Genomic DNA, 16340 nt, shown 5'->3' with positions numbered 1-16340 from the left:
GTCCATTCGATCACGAGCGAGCGAGGTCACGGAACGGTCACGGCTGCACTACCCTCGTCACGTGACCGAACCAGTCGACGTCCTCTGGACCGGGGAGCACGCTCCCGGCCACGCCCACCCCGGCGACGCGGGTGCCGATCTCGTCTCCACCGAGGCCTTCGTGCTGCAGCCGGGGGAGCGACACCTGGCCGCCACGGGCCTGCGCATCGCGCTGCCCGAGGGGTACGCCGCGTTCGTGGTCCCGCGGAGCGGCCTGGCGGCGAAGCACGGCATCACGATCGTGAACAGCCCCGGCACCGTCGACTCCGGCTACCGCGGGGAGATCAAGGTCGCCCTGCTCAACACCGACCAGACGGAACCGTACGAGGTGCACGTCGGCGACCGCATCGCCCAGCTGATCGTGATGCCGGTGCCGCAGGTGACCTACACCCGGGTCGACGACCTGCCGGACAGCGTCCGCGGACAGGGCGGGTTCGGCTCGTCGGGCTACGGTGACCGGAGCGACGCCGTGACCGGTGCCGCCGCAGACGCTCAGGAAGGAACGCGCGCATGAAGTTCGGCCGACGCAAGCGGGACGAGGTCGAGGTGGCGGACGCCGTCGCCGACGACATCGAGGTCGCAGACACGTCCCCCGAGGTCGACATCGCGACGGATGCCGACGCGGACCTCGACGAGGTCGACGCGGTCGCCCCGACGGACAAGTCCGCTCCGGAGGACCGGGCCGAGAACGGCCCCCACGACGAGACCGAGGCGAACCTGGTCCGCCCCTACGTCGACCTGGGCGGGGTGAAGGTGCTCCCGCGCGAGGGCCTGCACCTGCGCCTCGAGGTCGAGGAGGGCTCGCAGCGCGTCGTCGCGGTCGGGCTCGACTACGACGAGTCCACGCTGCAGGTCCAGCCGTTCGCAGCACCGCGCTCGACCGGCCTCTGGCACGAGATCCGCGCCCAGATCGCCGAGCAGATCGAGCGCCAGGGCGGTGTCGTGACCGAGGTCGACGGCCCGTTCGGCCCCGAGCTCCGCGCGTCCGTCCCGGTCGCGGTGGACGGCGACGGCGGCACCGCCGGCTCCCGTCCGGCCCGCTTCGTCGGCGTCGACGGCCCGCGCTGGTTCCTGCGCGGCGTGATCGCCGGCAAGGCCGCCGAGCAGCCCGACGACGCGAGCGAGATCGAGGAGCTGTTCCGCAGCGTCGTCGTCGTGCGCGGCACGACGCCGATGCCGCCGCGCGACCTCATCCCGCTGCACATGCCCAAGTCGACGCAGACCGCGATCTGACCGACAGACGACCAACCCCGCCTGGAGGCACGGTGCCGGACCACGACGACACCCCACGACCCGAGACGGCTGGCTCCGACCCCGTTGCACCGGCTGCTGAGTCATCGGTGGCGCCGGCGGCTGAGCCCTCGGTGGCGCCGTCGTTCTCCGCGCAGTTCCGTGACGCCGTGCAGAACGCCGGGATCGCCCGCGTGGCACCCGGTGAGGCACCGTCCGGCCGGGCGCTGCTCGGCGCGGTCGGCGGGGTGCGTGGGCTCGCCGAGTCGGTGCTGCCCGGGTTCGCGTTCCTGGTCGTCTACGCGATCACGAAGGAGCTCGTGCCGAGCGTCGTGATCCCGGTGGCGGTCGGCCTGGTGTTCGTGGTGCTCCGGCTGCTGCAGCGGCAGTCGGTGACGATGTCGTTCGCGGGCATCCTCGGCGTCGCGGTCTCAGCCGGCCTGGCGCTCGTCACCGGCCGCGCGGAGAGCAACTTCATCCCCGGGATCGTCATCAACGCAGTCTGGCTCGTCGGACTGCTCATCACGCTGGCGATCCGCTGGCCGCTCATCGGGCTCGTCGTCGGGTTCCTGCTGCCCGCGAACGAGGACGGCTCGCACGTCGACTGGCGCGCCGACCCCGTCAAGCGCCGGGTGCTGACGGTCGCCACCTGGATCTGGGTCGGGCTGTTCGCGGTCCGGCTCGCGGTGGAGGTCCCGCTGTACCTGACGGCGCAGGTCGAGCTGCTCGCCGGGCTGAAGCTCATCCTCGGTGTGCCGCTCTACGCGGCGGTGCTCTGGGTGACCTGGTTGCTGGTCCGCACCGTGTTCGTCCGACGCGACGACGTCGCCCCGGTGTAGAGTTCTCTCGACATCAAGATAGTTCTCGCAGGGCGCGCACGCGTCCTCGGGATTAGGTTTGCCTTGCTGGTGGGACGGTCCACGGCCCGCGAGGATGAGGGCAAACCGATCAGTAGGGAGGCGGCACGGTGGCTGCAGTCAATAGCTTCGGCTCGAAGGACACACTGTCGGTTGGGGGTGTCGACTACGCGATCCACCGGATCGACTCGGTTCCCGGGCACGAGAAGTTGCCCTACAGCCTGAAGGTGCTGCTCGAGAACCTCCTCCGCACCGAGGACGGCAAGAACGTCACCGAGGGACAGATCCGGGCGCTCGGCTCCTGGCGTCCCGACGCGGAACCCGACACCGAGATCCAGTTCTCGCCGGCGCGCGTCGTCATGCAGGACTTCACGGGTGTGCCGTGCATCGTCGACCTCGCCACCATGCGCGAGGCCATGGCGGACATCGGCGGCGACCCGAACAAGATCAACCCGCTGTCCCCGGCCGAGATGGTCATCGACCACTCCGTCATCGCCGACCTGTTCGGCAGCACGGACGCCCTGCAGCGCAACACGGACCTGGAGTACGAGCGGAACGGTGAGCGCTACCAGTTCCTCCGCTGGGGCCAGACCGCGTTCGAGGACTTCAAGGTCGTCCCGCCGGGCACCGGCATCGTCCACCAGGTCAACATCGAGTACCTGGCGAAGGTCACCTACACGCGTGACTTCGACGGCGAGACCTACGCGTACCCGGACACCCTGGTCGGTACCGACTCGCACACCACGATGGTGAACGGCCTCGGCGTGCTCGGCTGGGGCGTCGGTGGCATCGAGGCCGAGGCCGCGATGCTCGGCCAGCCCGTGTCGATGCTCATCCCGAAGGTCGTCGGCTTCAAGCTCTCCGGTGAGATCCCGGCCGGCGTGACCGCGACCGACGTGGTGCTCACCATCACCCAGGAGCTCCGCAAGCACGGCGTCGTCGGCAAGTTCGTCGAGTTCTACGGCGAGGGCGTCGGCGCCGTCCCGCTCGCCAACCGCGCCACCATCGGCAACATGTCGCCCGAGTTCGGTTCGACGGCGGCGATCTTCCCGGTCGACGACGTCACGCTGGACTACCTGCGGCTGACCGGTCGCGACGAGGCACAGATCGCCCTGGTCGAGGCGTACTCCAAGGCCCAGGGCCTGTGGCACGACGCCTCGGTCGAGCCGAACTACTCCGAGTACATGGAGCTCGACCTCTCCACGGTCGTGCCGTCCATCTCCGGCCCGAAGCGTCCGCAGGACCGCATCGAGCTCACGAACGCGAAGAGCCAGTTCGAGCTCGACCTGAACAACTACACGACGCCGTCCGAGCAGACCGATCTCGACGACGCGGTCGAGGAGACGTTCCCGGCCTCCGACCCGATCGCCGCCGGTTCGACCAACGAGGACACGGCGCTGCACGAGCACGTGCACGTGTCGAGCGCACCGTCGACCGCCTCGGCGCCGACGAAGGTCGCGATGGACGGGGCCGACCCGTTCACCATCGACCACGGTGCCGTCGCGATCGCCGCGATCACCTCGTGCACGAACACGTCGAACCCGTCGGTCATGATGGCCGCCGGCATCCTCGCCCGGAACGCCGCGAAGAAGGGCCTCACCGCGAAGCCCTGGGTGAAGACCACCCTCGCGCCCGGGTCGAAGGTCGTCACCGACTACTACGAGAAGGCCGGTCTCACCACCTACCTCGAGCAGCTCGGCTTCTACACGGTCGGCTACGGCTGCACCACCTGCATCGGCAACTCGGGCCCGCTGCCCGAGGAGATCTCGCAGGCCGTGCAGGACAACGACCTCGCCGTCACCGCGGTGCTCTCGGGCAACCGCAACTTCGAGGGCCGGATCAACCCCGACGTCAAGATGAACTACCTGGCGTCCCCGCCGCTGGTCATCGCCTACGCCCTCGCCGGGTCGATGCACTTCGACTTCGACAAGGACGCCCTCGGCACCGACCAGGACGGCAACGACGTCTACCTGACCGACATCTGGCCCGACGCGGCCGAGGTGCAGCAGGTCATCGACGAGTCGATCGACACCGAGATGTTCACCCACGAGTACGGCTCCGTGTTCGAGGGCGACGACCGCTGGAAGAACCTGCCGACCCCGACGGGTGACACCTTCGAGTGGGACCAGGAGTCGACCTACGTCCGGAAGCCCCCGTACTTCGAGGGCATGACGATGCAGCCCGACGCGGTGTCGGACATCTCCGGCGCCCGGGTGCTCGCGAAGCTCGGCGACTCGGTCACGACCGACCACATCTCGCCGGCCGGTTCGATCAAGGCCGACAGCCCCGCCGGCCAGTACCTCGCCGAGCACGGCGTCGACCGCAAGGACTTCAACTCCTACGGCTCGCGTCGCGGCAACCACGAGGTCATGATCCGTGGCACGTTCGCGAACATCCGTCTGCGCAACCAGCTGCTCGACGGCGTGGAGGGCGGGTACACCCGTGACTTCACGACGCCGGACGGTGCGCAGTCGTTCATCTACGACGCCTCGCAGCACTACCAGGAGCAGGGCATCCCGCTCGTCATCTTCGGTGGCAAGGAGTACGGCTCCGGCTCGTCCCGTGACTGGGCTGCCAAGGGCACGAACCTGCTCGGTGTCCGCGCGGTCATCACCGAGAGCTTCGAGCGGATCCACCGCTCGAACCTCATCGGCATGGGCGTCGTCCCGCTGCAGTTCCCGGCGGGCGAGACGGTCGAGTCCCTCGGGCTCGACGGCACCGAGGTCGTCTCGATCTCCGGGCTGACCGAGCTGAACGAGGGCCGCACCCCGAAGACGGTGCACGTCACCGCGACGCCGAGCGAGCACTCGCCGGCCGGCAAGCAGCCGATCGAGTTCGACGCGGTCGTCCGCATCGACACCCCCGGCGAGGCCGACTACTACCGCAACGGCGGCATCCTGCAGTACGTGCTCCGCTCGCTCGTCTGACGCGACCCGGATACGGACTGGAGGCGCGGTGCCAGCTGGCACCGCGCCTCCAGTCCGTCTGCCGGTTCCGCGCATAGAGTGGGCCGATAGCCCCACGAAAGGAGCGCCCGTGAGCCTGCTCGCCAGCATCACGTCGCCGCGCGACCTGAAGCGTCTCTCCGACGCGCAGATGACCGACCTCGCCGCCGAGATCCGGCGCTTCCTGGTCGCCGAGGTCGCGAAGACCGGTGGGCACCTCGGGCCGAACCTGGGCGTCGTGGAGCTGACGCTCGCGATGCACCGCGTGTTCGACTCGCCGAACGACCCGTTCGTCTTCGACACCGGGCACCAGTCGTACGTGCACAAGCTCGTCACGGGGCGCCAGGACTTCTCGAAGCTGCGCGAACGCGGTGGCATCGCCGGCTACCCGCAGCGGAGCGAGTCCGAGCACGACATCGTCGAGTCCTCGCACGCGTCGTCGTCGCTGTCGTGGGCTGACGGCATCTCCCGCGCGTTCGGGCAGACCGGGCAGACCGACCGCACCGTCGTCGCGGTGGTCGGGGACGGCGCCCTCACCGGCGGGATGACGTGGGAGGCGCTCAACAACATCTCCGACGACAACGACCGTCGACTGGTCATCGTCGTCAACGACAACGGCCGCTCGTACGCCCCGACGATCGGTGGCATGGCGCGGTTCCTCAGCTCCGTGCGCACCCGCCGCGAGTACCGCGCCCTGTACGAGGGCACGCAGGCCGTGGCGGCGCGGTTCGGCGCTCCGGGCCGTGCGGTGTACCGGGGCATGCGCGGGGGCCTGCACGGCTTCCTGTCGCGGCTGACGAACAACGAGGCGCTGTACTCGAACCTCGACATCAAGTACATCGGCCCGGTGAACGGGCACGACCAGCAGGCGATGGAGGCAGCACTCCGGCAGGCGAAGGAGTACGGCGCTCCCGTGATCGTGCACGCGATCACCGAGAAGGGCCACGGCTTCGAGCCCGCCCTGCGCGACCAGGCCGACCAGTTCCACGCCGTCGGGCACATCGACCCGGAGACGGGGGAGTCGCTCGACGCCGCATCGGGCCCGTCGTGGACCTCGGTGTTCGCGTCCTCCTTGGCCGATGCCGGCGCCTCGGATCCCCGGATCGTCGCCATCACGGCGGCGATGCTCCGGCCGACCGGGCTCCACCTGTTCCAGGAGCAGCACCCCGACCGGGTCTACGACGTCGGCATCGCCGAGCAGCACGCCGTGACGACCGCCGCGGGCCTGGCCTACGGGGGACTCCACCCCGTGGTGGCGCTCTACGCGACCTTCCTGAACCGCGCGTTCGACCAGGTCCTGATGGATGTCGCCCTGCACAAGGCCGGCGTGACGTTCGTGCTCGACCGTGCCGGGATCACCGGCCCGGACGGCCCCTCGCACCACGGCATGTGGGACCTCGCGCTGCTGCAGGTCGTGCCGGGGATCCGGATCGCCGCGCCCCGCGATGCTGCGACCCTGCGCGAGGAGTTCCGCGAGGCGATCGCCGTCGACGACGCCCCCACCGTGCTGCGGTGGTCGAAGGGGCAGGTCGGGCCGGACATCCCCGCGGTCCGTCGTCTCTCGGATGGCGTGGACGTCCTGCACGCAGCCGCGGACGACGTCGAGGACGTGCTCTTCGTCGCCGTCGGGTCGATGGTGCCGGTGGCACTCGAGGCCGCGGCGCTGCTCGAGGCGCAGGGCATCGGCGTCACCGTCGTGGACCCGCGCTGGGTGGTCCCGATCCCCGCGTCGCTGATCGAGCTGTCGCGGACGCACCGACTCGTGATCACCATCGAGGACGGCGTGCGGGTCGGCGGCGTCGGGACCCGGCTGCGGCAGGACCTCCGTGCCGCCGGGGTCGACACCGGGGTGAACGAGCTCGGGCTGCCCGACGCGTTCATCGACCACGCGACCCGGTCGCAGATCCTCGCCGACGCAGGGCTGACGGCGCAGGCCATCGCCCGCGACGTCATCGACCAGGTCGTCGGGACGAAGTTGCCGCAGGCGAAGCCCGCGCGGTCCCGCGAGTCGGCGGCGTCCGACCGCTGACGCCTGACGGCTGACGGCTGACCGCTCGGAACCAGGTTCCGGACACGGCACCACGTTCCTCCGCGGTGCTGTGTCCGGCACCTGGTTCGGTGGGAGGCCGCCTTGCCGCCGTGCTGCCATGCCGCGAGGGGCATGTGCCACGGGGACGTCTGGCAGGATCGCCACATGCGACGCGGGCTCAGGACGGTGACGGTGGGGCTCTGCCTCGCCGTGTTGGCGCTGACTTCGGCGTGTTCGGCGATGAACGACGGTTCGGTCGCGCCGGAGCTCGGTGCTGATGCCCGGGTCGGTGCCAGACAGACGATGCACCGCGTGATCGACTGGGATGGCGGGGAAGCGGTCCACCGGGTCGATGCCACCTGGACCGACTCCTGCGGGCACGCGAGCAACTCCGGCTTCTTCCAGCCCGCTGCAGGAACCACGTGCCGGATCGACGCCGGAGCGGTCTACACGATCGACGGTGCGACCACACCGGTCGACGCGGTGCGCATCGTCGGCCCAGCGCTTCGTGCAGGCGGCCTGACCGACGAGGACCTCGTGGCGCAGGCGATCCGGCCGGACGGATCGACACCGTCCTTGATCGATGTCGGTGGGCGGCAGTCGATCGCACTCGGCAGCGATGTCGGCCAGGACCGGTTCGCCGTCGTCCGGGTCCGTGGTTGGGACCAGTCCCTCGGACTGTGGCAACCGGACGGATCGTCCGTCGTGCAGTCCGCGCCGGGACTCGGTGTCGACGGACGAGACGACGCCGTGCGGGCGAGCGGGGCGGACTACGTGCTCGTCGTGACGCACAGCGGTGCCTACTTCACGTCGTACGACAACGAGCCGCCCGATCCGCCGGCGCCCCGGTCGTCGGTGCCACCGTGCTTCAGCGGCAGCAACGACTGCGTCGGTGGCTGACGGCGGCGCACGGTAGCAGACGCCCGGGCTGCTGTCGGAGACGGTGGCACGCCTCGGCGCCGCACAATCAAAGTCACCCCGAACCACGGCGATCCGCGGTTCGGGGTGACTTTGGTTGTGCGGCGGTGCCGCCTTCGAGACCGAGTCGGCTCTAGCGGGAAGCGGGGCCGACGATCCGGGGCTCGTGGAACGTGCCGCCGAAGACCCGCTCGGACGCACCGGAGCGGTCGAGGTACGGGCTGATCCCACCGGCCTGGAACGGGTAGCCGGCACCGAGGATGAGCCCGAGGTCGATCTCCTCGACGTGCTCGACGACCCGGTCCTCGAGCATGCGGTGCAGCTCGTCGGCCAGGGCGTCCTCGAACCGGCGCTGCATCTCGGCGGCGTCGACCGGCTTCGCGTCCTTCTTGGACGGCGCGACGAGCTTCACGGCGGCGGGGTCGTACCCGGTCGCGTTGCCCTTCTTGTCGCGGGTCAGGATCGTCCCGTGCTCGGCGATCTTCTTCAGCCCGTCACCGGGGTAGAAGCGCTCCGGCCAGGCCGCGTGGTGCGAATCGAGCACGTGCGCGCCGACCGGCAGCCCGACGAGCTCGAGCAGCTCGAACGGCGACATCGGCAGGCCGAGCGGTGCGGCACCCTGGGCGACGGTGTCGAACGAGGTCCCTTCCTCGACGCCGCGCATCGCCTCGCCGAGCACCCGGGCGAGCACCCGGTTGACGACGAAGCCCGGCTGGTCCGCGGTGATGATCGCGGTCTTCTTCAGGGTCTTCGCGACGGCGAGGGCCGTGACGAGGGCCTCGTCCGAGGTCTTCGGCGCACGCACCACCTCGAGCAGCGGCATGACCGCGACCGGGTTGAAGAAGTGGAAGCCGACGAGTCGCTCCGGGTTGGTGAGGACCGATGCCATCTCGTCGACGGAGAGCGACGACGTGTTCGTGGCGAGGATGGCGTCCGGTGCGATGACCTGCTCGATCTTCCGGAGGACCTCCTGCTTCACGGTCATCTCCTCGAAGACGGCCTCGATCACCCAGTCGGCGTCGGCGAAGGCGTCGTAGGACACCGACCCGCTGACGAGTGCCGCGATGCGGTTCGCGTCGTCGGGGGAGATCCGGCCCTTGTCGAGCAGCTTCGCGACCTCGCCGCGGATCCGCTCGACGCCGGCGTCCACACGGGACTGGTCGACGTCGGTGATGACGACGGGGACGCCCAGACGTCGGGCGAACAGCAGCGCGAACTGCGACGCCATCAGCCCGGCGCCGAGGACGCCGACCTTCGTGATCTTCTTCGGTTCGACGCCCTCGGGAGCGCCGACGGGCTTCTTTGCACGCTTCTGCACGAGGTCGAAGGCGTACATCGACGCGGCGAACTGGTCGCCCGAGATGAGGTCGGCGAGGGCCTCGTCCTCGTCGGCGAAGCGTTCGTCGAGCGAACCCGACTTGGCGGCCGCGACGAGGTCGAGCGCCCGGAACGGCGACTTCGGCACGGTGCCGATCTTCGACGCGACCTGTCCGCGGGCGACCTTGACGACGGTGCCCCATGCGGCCTTCTCGAGCATGCCCGGCTCGTTCTTCCGCACCACCTTGGTCGTTCCGGTGATGACGCCGTCCGCCCATGCCACGGCCGAGGGCAGGAACGTGACGGACGGGACGAGCACGTCGCCGATGCCGATCTCGACCGCGGCCGGACCGTCCATCAGGCGGTTGTTCTTGAGCGGGTTCTCGACGATGACGCGGAGCGCGCGCTCCGGTCCGATCAGGCGGGGGAGCAGCGTCGCGCCGCCCCAGCCGGGGATGATGCCGAGGAACACCTCGGGCAGGCCGATGCCCTGCGCCGCGGACGAGAACGCCCGGTAGGTGCAGTGCAGGGCGATCTCGAGCCCACCACCGAGCGCCAGGGTGTTCACGAACGCGAACGACGGCACCCCGAGGTCGGCGAACTTGCGGAGCGTGGCGTGCCCGAGCGCGGCCAGGTCGTGGGCGGCCTCGCGCGACGGGACTGCGGCTGCCTGGGACAGGTCGGCCCCGGCCGCGAAGCAGTACTCCTTGCCGGTGATCGCGACGCCCTGGATCGTGCCCGCGGCGGCCTCGGTCTTCAGGGTGTCGAGCACGCCGGACAGCTCACGGAGCGTGCGGGGCCCGAGGGTGTTCGGCCGCTTGTAGTCCTTGCCGTTGTCGAGCGTGATGAGCGCCAGCGTGCCACCCGAGGGCATCGTGACGTGCTTGACGAACGAGTGCGTGACGACCTCGTCCTCGCTGAGTTCGGCCAGTCGGTCGTTGTCGACGATGGTCATGGTCACGCCCCCTTCCGAGCCGAACGCTCGGCCGACTTGCTGTGGTTCGGGTTCTCCCAGATGACGGTGCCGCCCTGGCCGAGCCCGATGCACATCGTGGTGATGCCGTACTTGACGTCCGGTCGCTCGGCGAACTGTGCGGCGAGCTGGTTCATCAGCCGGACACCACTCGACGCGAGCGGGTGGCCGACGGCGATCGCGCCGCCCCAGGCGTTCACGTTCGGGGAGTCCTGGGCGATGCCGTAGTTGTCGAGGAACGCGAGCACCTGGACGGCGAACGCCTCGTTGATCTCGAACAGGCCGATGTCGTCGATCGACAGGCCGGCCTTCGACAGGGCCTTGTCGGTCGCGGGGACCGGTCCGACGCCCATGACCTCGGGCTCGACACCGGCGAAGGCGAACGAGACCATGCGCATCTTCGTCGACAGCCCGTGCTGCTTCGCACCGTCCTCGGACGCGAGCAGGCTCATGGTCGCACCGTCGTTCAGACCGGCGGCGTTGCCGGCGGTGACCCGTCCGTGGGGCCGGAACGGCGTCTTCAACGCGGCCAGCGCCTCCAGGGTGGTCCCCGGCCGCGGCGGCTCGTCGGTGCTGACGACGTCCCAGCCGTCGCCCTTGTTGACCTCGACCGGGATCACGTCCGGCTGGAGCTTGCCGTTCGCCCAGGCGGCGGCGTAGCGCTGCTGGGACTGGACGGCGTAGGCGTCCGTGCGGTCCTTCGTGATCGCGGGGAAGCGGTCGTGCAGGCGCTCGGCGGTGGCACCCATGACGAGGGCGTCGCTCGAGACCATGCGCTCCGCGACGAAGCGCGGGTTCGGGTCGGCGTTGAAGCCCATCGGGTGCCGGCCCATGTGCTCGACGCCACCGGCGATCGCGATGTCGGCGGCGCCGAAGGCGATGGCGCCGGCGAGCGTCGTGACGCTCGTCATGGCACCGGCGCACATACGGTCGATCGCGTACCCGGGCACCGACTTCGGCAGACCAGCGAGCATGCCGACCGTGCGCCCGAGCGTCAGCCCCTGGTCACCCTGCTGCGTGGTGGCCGCGACGGCGACGTCGTCCACCGCTGCGGTGTCGAAGGCGTTCCGGTCGAGCAGTCCGCGCATCGCGTGCACCGCGAGGTCGTCGGACCGGGTCTTCCAGAACACCCCCTTCTCGCCTGCTCGTCCGAACGGTGTGCGAACGCCGTCCACGAACACGACGTCTGATGCCTTTGGCAATCCGGGCCTCCCAGATCCTCATCGATCGGGCCGGAACGCAGGTCGCTCCGGCCTGGCCGGGCCTCGCCCGGCGACCCTCCCGACGCTATGCCCCCAGCCTGGGCGGCCGCATGCCGGTTGGGCAGTTCCTACGACTCGTCGTCGTTCGTCGCCGCGGGCCGCTGTGCAGCAGCCACAAAGGCCGAGGCGATGATCGACGCGAGTTCCTCGACCTGCCACGGGCGGGCGTCGTGCTCGGCGAGGGCGGCGCCGACCAGTTCGGTCGACGGCGGCGACGGCGGGGCCCACGACACGAGCCGGAGCGTCTCCGGCGTGAGCAGGTTCTCGAGCGGGATGTCGAGCTCCTCGGCACGCTTCGTGACCGCGGCGCGCGCGGCCTTGTACCGGCGGTCGGCGGCCGGGTTGCGGTCCGCCCAGGCGCGGGGCGGGGGCAGGGTGGCCTCGCCGGCACCGCGGAGACGGGGGAGGTCCTCGGTGGTGCGACCTTCCTCGACGGCGGCCCACCAGCGGTCGAGCTCGGAACGGCTGGCGCGGCCCGTGAACGTCTTCAGCGCACCGAGTTCGGCGCGGGACTCGGGTGCAGCGGCCGCAGCGGCGACGATCGCCGAGTCGGGGATCGTGCGCCCGGGGGCGATGTCCGCCTGGCGGGCGTACTCGTCACGGGCGAGCCAGAGCGACCGGGCGATCGCCAGCGCTCGCGCACCGCGGAGCGCGTGCATGCCGGACAGGCGACGCCAGGGCTCGGCACGGGCGGGCTTCGGCGCGCGGTGCAGGACCGCGTCGAACTCCTCCTTGGCGATCCGGGTCTTGCCCGCCTCGTCGAGCTTCTCGGCGAGGGCGTCGCGGAGGTCGGGCAGCAGCTCGACGTCGAGCGACGCGTAGACGAGCCACGACTGCGGCAGGGGACGGGTCGACCAGTCGGCGGCCGAGTGCGCCTTGGCCAGGGTGATGCCGAGCAGCTGCTCGACGACGGCGCCGAGGCCGACGCGGGGGAACCCGGCGATGCGAGCGCCGAGCTCGGTGTCGAAGATGCGCGTCGGGACGAGGCCGACCTCCTGCAGGCACGGCAGGTCCTGCGAGGCGGCGTGGAACAGCCACTCCTCGTCGACGATGGCGGCCTGCAGCTCCGAGAAGTCGCCGATCGGGATCGGGTCGAACAGGAACGCTCCGGCACCGCGGCGGAACACCTGGATCAGGTAGGCGCGCTGCGAGTAGCGGTAGCCGCTGGCGCGCTCGGCGTCGACCGCGACGGGGCCGTGGCCGGCGGCGATGGCGGCGACCGCCTCGAGGTAGTCCTCGCGCGTGTCGATGACCTTGACGGCGTCGTGCGATGCCTCGAAGGCGGGGCTGGCAGCGGGAGCAGTCGAGCCGGCAGCCGTGGCTGCGGACGCAGCCGGGCCGGTCGATCCAGCGGCGTCCTGGGGAGCGGGGTCGGTCACTTGGCGAGCCTCCTCGGGGCCAGCAGGGTCACGCCGTCCGATGCGGGCGGCAGACCGGCGAGCATGGCGACGATGTCCTGCCAGGCCCGGACGTGTGCGGTGAGGTCGTCGCCGCGTGGTGTCCACGACGCGCGGAGTTCCAGCTGGGCGCCGTCGCCCTGTGCGGCGAGGTCGCCGTACCCGCGCGAGATGATCTTGGTGGCCGTGCCCGAGGCGTGGTCGTACGTCGCACCGTGCGACTCGAGCGCGTCGACGAGCCAGCTCCAGGTGACGTCGGCGACGAACTCGTCGACCCCGATCTCCGGCTCGAGCGGCGCCTGGGCGAACGAGACGACGCGGAACGCGCCGCCCCAGCCCTCGGGTTCTTCCGGGTCGTACAGGGCGATGAACCGACCGGTCCCCAGGTCCGACTCGACGCCGTGCGCGGTGCCGGACACGTCCGCCGCCAGGGCGATCGAGAACGGTGCGATCCGGGTCGGCGAGGGGATCTCGGTGACGGTGGTCTCGGCACGGCCGCTGCCGCCGGACACGAACGCGCGGAGCCGCGCGAAGGCGTCGGGCTCTCGGGTTTCGGACACACATGCAGACTAGGCTCCGGGCCATGTCCCGATCCGCGCGACCCGCCGAGGACGTCGTCCAGGAGACCGCTCGATCGGCCGGGTTCATCGCACTCGGCGCCGGTCTGGCAGCTGCCGCGGTGGGGACGGCCGTCATCGGTGGCTTCGTCGCCGCCGTCGCCCGTGCCGTCGTCACCCCCGACCGCAAGCGCAACGAACGCGTCCCGATCCACGCCGTCGACCCGGTCCGGAAGACCGTCACGATCGAGCGCACCGCCGACACCGAGCTGCAGGGCCGCTACTCGCTCTGGTTCGGCGGCGGCACCGGCCACATGCGCGTCGGCGAGGTCCTCGGCACGACCGACACCACCGTCACGCGCCGCATCATCGCGATCGACGCCGGCGACCCCACCGCCGCCCGTCGCGGTCGCTGGGGTGGCTGGTTCTACCTGACCCCCGGCGAGCTCGACGTGCCCGTCGAGGACGTCGACATCCCCACCCCGAACGGCCCCGCCCCCGCCTGGGTCGTCCGCGCCGACGACCCGGCAGCGCCGTGGGCCGTCCTGGTGCACGGCCGCGGTGTGACCCGTGCCGAGACGATCCGCGCCGTCCCCGTCTTCCGCGCCGCCGGGTACTCGGTCGTGCTCGCCTCGTGGCGGAACGACGGCGTCGCCCCACCGAGCGTCGACGGCCGCTACGGCCTCGGCAGCACCGAGTGGGAGGACATCGACTCCGTCCTCCGCTGGCTCACCGCGCAGGACGCCCAGAGCGTCGTGCTGATGGGCTGGTCGATGGGCGGCGCCGTCGTGCTGCAGACCCTGCTCCGCTCGCGCTTCGCCGGTCTGGTCGACGGGGTGGTCCTCGAGTCCCCGGTGGTCGACTGGCACGCGGTGCTGAAGTCGCAGAGCCAGCTCCTGCGTCTGCCACGTCCGGTCCGCAAGGTCGCGCAGCGGCTGCTCCGCACGCCGGTGCTGTACCGGCTCGCCGGGCTCCAGCAGCCCGTCGACCTGCGCGAGCTCGACATGGTGACGCGCTCCGACGAGCTCACGGTGCCGATCCTGCTGCTGCACAGCGACGACGACGGCTTCGTGCCGTCCTCGGCCTCGCACGACCTGGCCCGCGCAAGGCCCGACCTGGTGCGGCTCGAGATCCAGACCACGGCCCGGCACACCAAGCTCTGGAACCACGACGCCGACTGGTTCGATGCCCGGATCCTCGCGTGGCTGACCGAGGTGGTCCAGCGGCGCGGGGCGGCCAGCGCGCGGTAGACACGACCGAAGGACGGACGGGAGGCGCGGTGCCAGCTGGCACCGCGCCTCCCGTCCGTCAGTGGGTCGCGTCTACGCGACCGCCGCCTGCACCTGCCGCTGGACGCGGCCGAGCATGCCCACCATGCCGCGGATCCGCAGGGGGCTGACCGCCTCGGACAGGCCGATGGTCAACGGGTAGTCCGTCGGGACGGCGAGCACCTGCTCGACGGTCAGGCCGGACAGTCCCTGTGCCAGGATCGAGGCGAAGCCGCGGGTGGTCGGCGCCTCGCGCGGGGCGGTGGCGTGCATCCGGACCACGTCCGGGGCGTCGCCGTCCTCGCCCACCGTCACCGTGATGAAGACGGGGGACTGGCACTCCTCGACGCGTTCGAGCTCGTCCTCGTGCCCCTGCAGGCGTTCGGGCAGCGCGGGCAGCTCGTTCGAGAACTCGAGCAGGAGCTGCAGGCGGTCCTTCTGGCCCAGGGCGAGGAAGTCGTCGCGGATCTCGGCGAGGGTGGCGGGGAGTGGTGCGTCGGTGCTGGCGTTCATCGGTTCGGAACAGTACCCGGCTCGGATCCCTGCACGATGGGGACGCGGACGGCGCTGCCCCACTCGGTCCACGAGCCGTCGTAGTTGCGGACGTTGTCGTAGCCGAGCAGGTGCTGCAGGACGAACCAGGTGTGGCTCGAGCGCTCACCGATGCGGCAGTAGGCGATGACCTCGTCGGCGTCACCGATGCCGGCGCCGTCACGGTAGACGGCGTCGAGCTCGTCGCGCGTCTTGAAGGTGCCGTCGGGGGCGGCGGCCGTCGCCCAGGGGATGTTCACGGCGGTGGGGACGTGGCCGCCGCGCAGCGCACCCTCTTCCGGGTAGTCGGGCGCGGTCGTGCGCTCCCCGCTGTACTCGGGGGCGCTGCGGACGTCGATGAGCGGCTTGCCGAGGTGGGCGAGGACGTCGTCCTTGAAGGCGCGGACGGCCTCGTCGTGGCGCTCGACGACGGGGTACTCGACGGGCGTGACGGGGGTCTCGTCGGTGGTCAGGGCGCGGTCCTCGGCGATCCACTTGCCGCGACCGCCGTCGAGCAGGCGGACGTCCTCGTGGCCGAACAGGGTGAACACCCAGAGGGCGTACGCCGCCCACCAGTTGTTCTTGTCGCCGTAGATCACGACGGTGGTGTCGCGGCCGATGCCCTTGCCGCCGAGGAGTTCGGCGAACGCGGCGCCGTCGATGTAGTCGCGCTGCACCGGGTCGTTGAGGTCGGTGTGCCAGTCGATCTTCACGGCGCCCGGGATGTGGCCCGTCTCGTAGAGCAGGACGTCCTCGTCGGACTCGACGACCACCAGGTCGGGCGCGCCGGCCCCGGCGTCGAGTTGCTCCTGCAGCCACTCGGTGGAGACGAGGCGCTCCGGGTGCGCGTAGGCGGCGAACTTCTCGGACGGGTCGACCGGTGCGGTCATCGGGGGTACCTCCAGGGGTGCGGGGGAGCGTGGTGCGGGGCGGGCTTGGTGCCCGGGTGCGTGCTGCCGGCGCCGGACTAGGATCGGGCGTCGGTGCCTGTGGGCAACGGTACGCGGACGTACCGTG

13 protein-coding genes are annotated in these 16340 nt (G+C 70.9%); 7 read left to right on the top strand and 6 right to left on the bottom strand.

What is annotated here, in order from left to right; translation table 11 throughout:
• The first annotated feature begins 61 nt into the window (after positions 1-61).
• The 6 genes from dut to BIU91_RS01840 all read left to right on the top strand — a co-directional run bounded on the left by dut (position 62) and on the right by BIU91_RS01840 (position 8000).
• Positions 62-553: a dUTP diphosphatase gene (gene dut / locus BIU91_RS01865; protein WP_071403948.1), complete on the top strand. Its 492-nt coding sequence runs from the start codon at positions 62-64 to the stop codon at positions 551-553.
• On the top strand, positions 550-1272 hold the full coding sequence (locus BIU91_RS01860) for a DUF3710 domain-containing protein (RefSeq protein ID WP_027465470.1): 723 nt from the start codon (positions 550-552) through the stop codon (positions 1270-1272). The genes dut and BIU91_RS01860 overlap by 4 nt, the downstream gene beginning before the upstream one ends.
• 131 nt (positions 1273-1403) lie before the next feature.
• Positions 1404-2108, top strand: a complete 705-nt coding sequence (locus tag BIU91_RS01855) for a DUF3159 domain-containing protein (RefSeq protein WP_253183661.1) — start codon at positions 1404-1406, stop codon at positions 2106-2108.
• 128 nt (positions 2109-2236) lie between these two features.
• Positions 2237-5053: an aconitate hydratase AcnA gene (acnA, locus tag BIU91_RS01850; protein WP_027465472.1), complete on the top strand. Its 2817-nt coding sequence runs from the start codon at positions 2237-2239 to the stop codon at positions 5051-5053.
• A 109-nt stretch (positions 5054-5162) separates the two neighbouring features.
• Positions 5163-7100, top strand: a complete 1938-nt coding sequence (gene dxs / locus BIU91_RS01845; RefSeq protein ID WP_071403946.1) for a 1-deoxy-D-xylulose-5-phosphate synthase — start codon at positions 5163-5165, stop codon at positions 7098-7100.
• Positions 7101-7265: 165 nt separating this feature from the next.
• Positions 7266-8000, top strand: a complete 735-nt coding sequence (locus BIU91_RS01840; RefSeq protein WP_171907750.1) for a hypothetical protein — start codon at positions 7266-7268, stop codon at positions 7998-8000.
• Positions 8001-8151: 151 nt separating this feature from the next.
• On the opposite strand, the gene BIU91_RS01835 is transcribed toward BIU91_RS01840, so the two are convergent.
• From BIU91_RS01835 to BIU91_RS01820, 4 genes are all read right to left on the bottom strand, one after another.
• Positions 8152-10290, bottom strand: coding sequence for a 3-hydroxyacyl-CoA dehydrogenase NAD-binding domain-containing protein (locus tag BIU91_RS01835; RefSeq protein WP_071403944.1), 2139 nt, complete (start codon positions 10288-10290; stop codon positions 8152-8154).
• Positions 10291-10292: 2 nt separating this feature from the next.
• Positions 10293-11510, bottom strand: coding sequence for a thiolase family protein (locus BIU91_RS01830; RefSeq protein ID WP_027465475.1), 1218 nt, complete (start codon positions 11508-11510; stop codon positions 10293-10295).
• 128 nt (positions 11511-11638) lie between these two features.
• Positions 11639-12820 (bottom strand): HRDC domain-containing protein, encoded by a 1182-nt coding sequence (locus BIU91_RS01825; protein ID WP_071404018.1) that lies wholly within the window; start codon positions 12818-12820, stop codon positions 11639-11641.
• Positions 12821-12945: 125 nt separating this feature from the next.
• A complete protein-coding gene (locus BIU91_RS01820) occupies positions 12946-13527 on the bottom strand; it encodes a DUF3000 domain-containing protein (protein ID WP_017886108.1) in 582 nt (193 codons plus the stop codon).
• A 23-nt stretch (positions 13528-13550) separates the two neighbouring features.
• On the opposite strand from BIU91_RS01820, the gene BIU91_RS01815 reads away from it, so the two are divergent.
• Positions 13551-14774 (top strand): alpha/beta fold hydrolase, encoded by a 1224-nt coding sequence (locus tag BIU91_RS01815; RefSeq protein WP_071403943.1) that lies wholly within the window; start codon positions 13551-13553, stop codon positions 14772-14774.
• A 72-nt stretch (positions 14775-14846) separates the two neighbouring features.
• Here BIU91_RS01815 and BIU91_RS01810 read toward each other — a convergent pair whose 3' ends face one another.
• Both BIU91_RS01810 and BIU91_RS01805 read right to left on the bottom strand, forming a co-directional pair.
• On the bottom strand, positions 14847-15305 hold the full coding sequence (locus tag BIU91_RS01810) for a SufE family protein (protein WP_027465483.1): 459 nt from the start codon (positions 15303-15305) through the stop codon (positions 14847-14849).
• Positions 15302-16213 carry a sulfurtransferase gene (locus tag BIU91_RS01805; protein WP_071403942.1) on the bottom strand — a complete coding sequence of 304 codons (912 nt, stop codon included), beginning with the start codon at positions 16211-16213 and terminating at the stop codon, positions 15302-15304. Before BIU91_RS01805 ends, BIU91_RS01810 begins: the two co-directional genes overlap by 4 nt.
• Positions 16214-16340: the final 127 nt, after the last annotated feature.

This window comes from Curtobacterium sp. MMLR14_002, from assembly GCF_001864975.1.
In the GTDB taxonomy this organism is placed as follows: Bacteria; Actinomycetota; Actinomycetes; order Actinomycetales; family Microbacteriaceae; genus Curtobacterium; species Curtobacterium flaccumfaciens.
The sequence above is the reverse complement of the archived record's forward strand: the minus strand, read 5'-3'. Positions and strand labels throughout refer to the sequence as shown.

Excerpts from the sequence above, each read along its gene's own strand:
- BIU91_RS01815 (WP_071403943.1), top strand. The coding sequence starts at position 13,551 with ATGTCCCGATCCGCGCGACCCGCCGAGGACGTCGTCCAGGAGACCGCT.
- BIU91_RS01840 (WP_171907750.1), top strand. The coding sequence starts at position 7,266 with ATGCGACGCGGGCTCAGGACGGTGACGGTGGGGCTCTGCCTCGCCGTG.
- BIU91_RS01860 (WP_027465470.1), top strand. The coding sequence starts at position 550 with ATGAAGTTCGGCCGACGCAAGCGGGACGAGGTCGAGGTGGCGGACGCC.
- BIU91_RS01835 (WP_071403944.1), bottom strand. The coding sequence starts at position 10,290 with ATGACCATCGTCGACAACGACCGACTGGCCGAACTCAGCGAGGACGAG.
- BIU91_RS01810 (WP_027465483.1), bottom strand. The coding sequence starts at position 15,305 with ATGAACGCCAGCACCGACGCACCACTCCCCGCCACCCTCGCCGAGATC.
- BIU91_RS01805 (WP_071403942.1), bottom strand. The coding sequence starts at position 16,213 with ATGACCGCACCGGTCGACCCGTCCGAGAAGTTCGCCGCCTACGCGCAC.